This is a genomic window from Burkholderia sp. LMG 13014, from assembly GCF_905232215.1.
Classification (GTDB): domain Bacteria; phylum Pseudomonadota; class Gammaproteobacteria; order Burkholderiales; family Burkholderiaceae; genus Burkholderia.
This window is the reverse complement of the sequence record NZ_CAJNKE010000351.1, coordinates 1-6,312: the sequence shown is the minus strand read 5'-3', so window position 1 is coordinate 6,312 and position 6,312 is coordinate 1. Positions and strand designations below refer to the sequence as shown.

Here is a 6,312-nt window from a genome sequence, read left to right as displayed (position 1 = left end):
CGATCGCGGCGCGCACTGGTCGGCGCCGCGCGTGATCGCGTCGACGTCGGGCGCGAGCGACAACCCGCAGTTGCTCGACGATGCGGGCCGCCTCTATCTGTCGTGGCGCACGCGTAACGACGGTTATCGGCTGATCGCGGTGGAGGGGGTGAAATGAAGTGGCTGATTGCGTTGCTGGGCATCGTGCTCGCGAGCACGCCGGCGTGGGCCGGCGGCGAACTGCAGCCGCTGCGCGCGGCCGACGTCGCGCGCCTGTATGCGACCGCGCACGAGCGGCCGCTGGCGGTCGAGATCTGGTCGCTCGATTGCGGATACTGTCGCGAGAACGCCGCGCACCTGGTCGCGTGGCAGCGCCGTCATCCGGACGTGCAGCTCGCGATGGTTGCAATGGATGCGTACGACGACAACGGTGCGGCGATCTCGCAGGCGCTCGCGCAGATGAGCTTGCCGCCGCAGGTTGTGCAGTATGCAAATGCGGAGCCGATGCCCGAGCGTCTGCGGGCGGCGCTCGATGCGGGATGGAGAGGGGAGATGCCGCGCACCGTGTGGATCGGGCGCGATGGCACACGCGAAGCGCGCAGCGGATTGCTGACGGCCGACGTGCTCGACGGCTGGTTGCAGCGCGCCAGGCGCTGAACGGGCCAGCGGCGCGCGGCGGACGGGCCGCGCGCCGGCCTGATACGAAAACGCGCCCGAAGGCGCGTGGAGAGAATCGTCAGGCCGCTCGCTTGAATAGCCGGATCACGAACAGCAGGATCACCGCGCCGACGACCGCGACGATCACCGAACCGATGAAGCCGCTGCCGACGCTGATACCGAGCAGCCCGGCGAGCCAGCCGCCGATCACCGCGCCGACGATCCCGACGATGATGTCGACGATCAGCCCGAAGCCGCCGCCCTTGACGAGCAAGCCGGCAAGCCAGCCGGCGATCGCACCGATGATGAGCCACATAATCAAGCCATGAGCCATGGTTTTCCTCTCCTTGAGTTGTGTCGAATGACCGGACGTCGGCTGCGTTGCCGCAAGCTGAATGAAGGCGGCATCGCGACCTGCCGCGCCGCCCACGCAATGTAACGCGATAGACGGGTCGGAATCGTTAAGTAATGTTATGCACCCTCAACCGGATTTTCCAGGGAATTTGTCTGCGTACGGCGACGCGCGTGCGCGGGCGATGCATGGCGAAATGAATTTGTAATAAATGGCCGACGGTGAAGCCGGCTGGCCAGGAGCGTCATCGTTCGCGCGTCGATGCCTGCGTGCCCATGTCGGGCAATCCGTCGCTTGCGTCGGCGAGCAGCCGTGCGACGGTCGAGGGATCGCCGATCGCCTCGATCGACAGCAGTGCGAAGCGGGCGAGAAAGAGCGGCGCGTCGGTTTCACCGATTCGCGTCATCGTGCGGCACAGGTCGGTGTAGAGGGTGTCGCGTTCGGTATCCGTCATCATGCGGTCTCCTGAGGATCGGTTGACGCGCACGGATGGAGTGCGCGGTCGAGCGCGGCGGCCACGTCGCCGGCGCGAGCGTCGTGCCAGCGGCCGAGTACGTGACCGTCCGGACGCACGAGATAGACGGTGCCGTCGCGCGCGCCATACATGTCGAACAGCCGGCCGTCGTCGTCATGGCCGCCGCAGGCCGGTTGCCGCGGCGCCGCATGCCGTGCGAGCGTGACGAGCGCGAACGGTATCCGCGCAGCGTGCAGGCGCCGTTCGAGATCGGCGAGCGTCGGATCGGGCACGCCGTCGGACGTGAAGCAGAACGCGGTGAAGCGTGGGGCGACGAGATCGGTCAGGTGGCCGCGGCGCATGTCGCTGCCGTGCGCCGAGTACAGCATCAGCGGGCATTCGGCGAGCACCGTGCCGGGCGCGGGGCCGGCGGCAAACGTATCGCGTTCGGCTGCGTTGAGCGGCGACGTCGCGTAGGCGATGGCCGTCGTCTGGCGTGGATTGATCAGCGAACGCAGTGCCGGATGCCGGACCGCGAGCGACAGCACGGCCTTGCGCATCAGTTCGAACGCAAACGACGGCGGCGCCATGAACTCGGTGCTCTTCGTGCCGTAGCGGAGATTCTCGTGTGTCGCGAACACGCGTTCGTCCGAGTAGCTGTCGAGCAACGTGTCCGATGCGAGCCCGCGAGTCACGTACGCGAGTTTCCAGGCAAGGTTGTCGGCATCGTCGATGCCCGAATTCGCGCCGCGCACGCCGAAGATCGGCACGAGATGCGCGGCGTCGCCGCAGAACAGTACGCGGCCGTGCCGGTAGCGTTCGAGCGTCAGCGCGTTCGCCTTGTAGATCGTGATCCAGATCGGCGACCAGTCGCCGCGCTCGCCCATCATGTCGAGCAGGTTCTGCACACGCGGGATCACGTTCTCCGGTTTCACGGCCGCTTCGGGATCCTCATCGTCGCGCAACTGGTAGTCGATCCGCCACACGTTGTCGGGCTGCTTGTGGACGAGCACCGTCGAACCCGGGTTCGATGACGGATCGAAGTACGCGAGCCGTTCGGTCGGTCGGTCGCTGTCGAGCGCGATGTCGACGATCACGTAGCGGCCTTCGTAGCTCGTACCCTGGAGCGACAGGCCGAGCGCGTCGCGCATCGTGCTGCGTCCGCCGTCGCATGCGACGACCCAGTCGGCGTCGAGGGCGTAGCCGCCGAGCGGTGTGTCGACGTCGAGGCGCACACCGTCCGGTTGCCGGGTCACGCCGGTGACTTTCGCCTGCCAGCGAATCTCGATGAGTTCGGAGCGGCGCAGCGCGGCGTCGAGCAGGAACTGCTCGATGTGATACTGCGCGAGATTGATCATCGGCGGCAGCTTCTGGTTGTCGTCCTGCGGCATCGTGAAATGCAGAACTTCGTCGCAACGGTAGAAGCTGCGTCCGCCGGTCCACGGCAGTCCGGTGTGCAGGAAGTCGTCGAGCGCGCCGAGCCGCTCGATGATCTCGAGGCTGCGCCGCGAAATGCAGATGGCGCGGCTGCCGTGGCAGACCGCGTCGTCGGCCTCGATCAGCACGCTGCGGATGCCGTGGTTCGCGAGGCCGAGCGCGACGGCCAGGCCGACAGGCCCGCCGCCGACGATCGCCACGCGATGCCGGTGCGTATCGATACCGTCGTCGCAGGCCGGCAGATGCGCGGGGTGGCGCTTGGCGACGAACGGGTAGGGCTTGAAGTCGAGATCCATCGTTGGCTTCCAGGGGAGGGCGGTTCGACGTGCACGCGCGCCGGGGCAACGCGTGCAGGCAGTCGAAGCAGTATGGAAGCCGGGCGGAAATCCGCTGTCCCCATTCCGGGTACAGCAAGCCGACCGGGATTTACCCCGATCCGGTCATCGCCGGCCGGTTCGGTTCAGGGCTGCAGGCAGAGTGCGAACAGCTGGCGCTGGCTCGAGATGCCCAGGCGCCGGTATGCGCGTTTCTGGTACGTGACGACGCTCGATGCCTTCACGCCGATCGTCTCGCCGATCTCGTGCGCGGTCTGGCCTTCGAGTACGCCGCGCAGCACGTCGAGTTCGCGCTTGGACAGTGCCGGGCATGCGCTGCGCAGCCGCGCGAGCATCAGTTGCGGGATACCGATCTGCGCAGCACCGGCGAGCGCGTAGTGATGCTTCGCGGCCTGCGCGATCAGCGGCGCGAGTGCTTCGATCTCCGCGATCTCACGCGGCTGGAACGCACCGCTGCGATGCGCGCGGTACAGGTTGATCGACAGCCAGCTCGCATCGTTTGGCTGCATCAGCAGTGACAGCCGGTCGGACACGTCGGGGCCGCGGTAGCAGGCCGCGCGATACGCTTCATGATCGATCTCGTCGCCGGCCTGCTGGTGCAGCAGCAGGTCGTGGCGGCGCGTGCCGCGATGCGCGCTCGACACGATCTTCTGGTTGCCGTCGAGCGCGTAGAAGTGTCGCGCGTAGGTGTCGGCGACGTCGCGCAGGTAACGGCCGCCACGATGGTCGGCGACGGATAGCGTGCGCGGGCGATTGCCGAACTCGTACGCGAAGATCGTGCATTGCGTGACCGACAGCGCGTCGTCGAACAGCTTCAGCACTTCGGCCGCGAATGCGTTCGGTTCGCTGCCGCCGATCGCGGCGACGAGGCGCGTCGCACGCGATACATCCAGTTGCCCGGTGAGGTTCGGTCGCTCGAGACGCCAGGTGCGCATGATGCTCGGAAAGGGCGGGGTGGTCCGTCGATTGTAGTCGGCAGGGTGCGGCGCGGGAGTCGGGTGATGCCCGCAAGCGGAGCGGACGCGGGCAGAAGGAGGGCAGCGCACGATTCGGCGCCCGGAATGAGAAAAGGGCTGACAAGCATTGCTTGTCAGCCCTTTATAACTTGGTGCCGGAGATAGGAGTCGAACCTACGACCTTCGCATTACGAATGCGCTGCTCTACCAACTGAGCTACACCGGCATCAGAGAAACGAAATTATAAGGTGAAATCTGAGACCTTGGCAATAGGTTTTGCGAATTTTTTTCAGCTTGCTGCTGCTGTTTCGCGAAACTCATCGACTCGGCAAACTTCCCGCTTCGTTTCACTGCGATGTGACCCGCTGGGGTCACATCAAGAGGCGCGATTGTACTGACGCCGCGCGACACTGTCTAGTGCTGCAGTGCAAATTTATTGCTTTTCTTGATGGTAGCCCGTCACGCGCTCGACTTCGTTCTTCGAACCGAGGAACACCGGGACGCGCTGATGCAGGCCCGTCGGCTGAACTTCCATGATGCGCTGCGTGCCGGTCGTCGCGGCGCCGCCTGCCTGTTCGACGATGAACGACATCGGGTTCGCTTCGTACATCAGGCGCAGCTTGCCCGGACGATCGGGCGTGCGCTTGTCGGCCGGGTACATGAAGATGCCGCCGCGGTTCAGGATCCGGTGCACGTCGGCGACCATCGATGCGATCCAGCGCATGTTGAAGTTGTCGCCGCGCGGGCCATCCTTGCCGGCGTTCAGTTCGTCGACATAGCGCTTGACCGGGTCGTACCAGTGGCGCGCGTTCGATGCATTGATCGCGTATTCGCGCGTGTCGGCCGGGATCTGCATGTTGCTTTGCGTGAGCACCCACGAGCCGACTTCGCGGTCGAGCGTGAAGCAGTTCACGCCATTGCCGGTCGTCAGCACGAACACCGTTTGCGGGCCGTACACGGCGTAGCCGGCGGCAACCTGTTCCGTGCCGGGCTGCAGGAACGATTCCTCGGTGGCCTGCTTGCCGTCCGGACAGCGCAGCACCGAGAAGATCGTGCCGATCGACACGTTCACGTCGATGTTCGACGAGCCATCGAGCGGATCGAACACGAGCAGGTATTCGCCGCGCGGGTAGTTCGCCGGGATCGGGAAGAACGTTTCCATTTCTTCCGACGCCATCGCGGCGAGGTTGCCGCCCCATTCGTTCGCGTCGAGCAGGATCTCGTTCGACAGGATGTCGAGCTTCTTCTGCACTTCGCCCTGGACGTTCTCGCTGCCGGCGGTGCCGAGCGCTTCACCGAGCGCGCCCTTCGACACGTTGTAGCTGATCGCCTTGCACGCGCGGGCGACGACTTCGATCAGCAGGCGCAGGTCGGCGGGGAGGTTGTTGGTCTCACGTTGCTGTTCGATCAGGAACTTCGACAGCGTGGTGCGGCGGGCAATGGACATGACAGACTCCAGAAGGCCAAAGAATCCTTGAATGGCCGCAATTTTACCCGTCGCGCCTCCCGTGCCATCGGCTTTTTTCGTCCGGTTACATGGCCGGGCGGCCGAACCGGCCCGGTTTCCGGTGGCGGGGGCGGGCGGGATGCGCTTTGCAGCGGCGGCAGGCGGCGCGGTCGGACCCCGCGATTGCACCCGGTTCACGCGGTGCTCACACAATAAAAAAGCCGGTGCCGCGACGGACGGCACCGGCTGTCGCGCGTGGGCGCGATGCGGGCGATGGCGTTACGCGAGCGCCTTCTCGACGATCTCGCGCACGTCGCGCGATTTCGCACCGGCGGCGACCTGCTCGAGCGCTTCGCGCATCCGGTCGCGCAGCGCCGGCGTGAAGCGGCGCCACAGTTCCAGCGAGCGGGCAAGGCGCGCCGCGACCTGCGGGTTGATCGCGTCGAGCGCGAGCACCTGTTCGGCCCAGAACGCATAGCCCGAGCCGTCCGCCGCGTGGAATTGCGCGGGGTTGGCCGCGCAGAAGCTGAAGATCAGCGAACGCGCGCGGTTCGGGTTCTTCAGGTTGAACGCCGGGTGTGCGAGCAGCTTGCGAACCTTCGCGAGCGTCGGCTGCGCGGCCGTGCCGCGTTGCGCGGCCTGCATCGCGAACCACTTGTCGATCACGAGCGCTTCCTTCTCGAAGCGCTGGTAGA

The 6,312-nt window shown here is 66.0% G+C and carries 7 protein-coding genes, 1 tRNA gene and 1 pseudogene; 2 read left to right on the top strand and 7 right to left on the bottom strand.

Annotation, left to right across the window (positions count from 1 at the left end; all coding sequences use genetic code 11):
- Together JYJ84_RS37935 and JYJ84_RS25720 are read left to right on the top strand one after the other, a co-directional pair.
- Positions 1 to 157 (top strand): annotated as a pseudogene (locus JYJ84_RS37935) (exo-alpha-sialidase); the annotation flags it as partial.
- A complete protein-coding gene (locus JYJ84_RS25720; protein WP_175223461.1) occupies positions 154 to 636 on the top strand; it encodes a TlpA family protein disulfide reductase in 483 nt (160 codons plus the stop codon). The pseudogene JYJ84_RS37935 and the gene JYJ84_RS25720, both read left to right, overlap by 4 nt.
- A gap of 79 nt (positions 637 to 715) precedes the next feature.
- Here the strand turns inward: JYJ84_RS25720 and JYJ84_RS25715 are convergent, their stop codons facing one another.
- The 7 genes from JYJ84_RS25715 to JYJ84_RS25685 all read right to left on the bottom strand — a co-directional run.
- Positions 716 to 970: a GlsB/YeaQ/YmgE family stress response membrane protein gene (locus JYJ84_RS25715; RefSeq protein WP_043181796.1), complete on the bottom strand. Its 255-nt coding sequence runs from the start codon at positions 968 to 970 to the stop codon at positions 716 to 718.
- Between the two features lie 262 nt (positions 971 to 1,232).
- Positions 1,233 to 1,445: a hypothetical protein gene (locus JYJ84_RS25710; RefSeq protein ID WP_175223460.1), complete on the bottom strand. Its 213-nt coding sequence runs from the start codon at positions 1,443 to 1,445 to the stop codon at positions 1,233 to 1,235.
- A complete protein-coding gene (locus JYJ84_RS25705; protein WP_175223459.1) occupies positions 1,442 to 3,175 on the bottom strand; it encodes an FAD-dependent oxidoreductase in 1,734 nt (577 codons plus the stop codon). The genes JYJ84_RS25710 and JYJ84_RS25705 overlap by 4 nt, the downstream gene beginning before the upstream one ends.
- 164 nt (positions 3,176 to 3,339) lie before the next feature.
- A complete protein-coding gene (locus tag JYJ84_RS25700) occupies positions 3,340 to 4,149 on the bottom strand; it encodes a LuxR C-terminal-related transcriptional regulator (RefSeq protein ID WP_122944762.1) in 810 nt (269 codons plus the stop codon).
- A 171-nt stretch (positions 4,150 to 4,320) separates the two neighbouring features.
- Positions 4,321 to 4,396: transfer RNA gene (locus JYJ84_RS25695), tRNA-Thr, on the bottom strand.
- 207 nt (positions 4,397 to 4,603) lie between these two features.
- Positions 4,604 to 5,617: a class 1 fructose-bisphosphatase gene (locus JYJ84_RS25690; protein ID WP_122944763.1), complete on the bottom strand. Its 1,014-nt coding sequence runs from the start codon at positions 5,615 to 5,617 to the stop codon at positions 4,604 to 4,606.
- Positions 5,618 to 5,896: 279 nt separating this feature from the next.
- Positions 5,897 to 6,312 (bottom strand): aminopeptidase N C-terminal domain-containing protein (locus JYJ84_RS25685; RefSeq protein WP_205189596.1); only part of this gene is annotated, 416 nt, incomplete at its 5' end.

Coding starts and splice junctions, on each gene's coding strand:
- JYJ84_RS25715 (WP_043181796.1), bottom strand. CDS start 970: ATGGCTCATGGCTTGATTATGTGGCTCATCATCGGTGCGATCGCCGGC.
- JYJ84_RS25720 (WP_175223461.1), top strand. CDS start 154: ATGAAGTGGCTGATTGCGTTGCTGGGCATCGTGCTCGCGAGCACGCCG.
- JYJ84_RS25690 (WP_122944763.1), bottom strand. CDS start 5,617: ATGTCCATTGCCCGCCGCACCACGCTGTCGAAGTTCCTGATCGAACAG.
- JYJ84_RS25705 (WP_175223459.1), bottom strand. CDS start 3,175: ATGGATCTCGACTTCAAGCCCTACCCGTTCGTCGCCAAGCGCCACCCC.
- JYJ84_RS25710 (WP_175223460.1), bottom strand. CDS start 1,445: ATGATGACGGATACCGAACGCGACACCCTCTACACCGACCTGTGCCGC.
- JYJ84_RS25700 (WP_122944762.1), bottom strand. CDS start 4,149: ATGCGCACCTGGCGTCTCGAGCGACCGAACCTCACCGGGCAACTGGAT.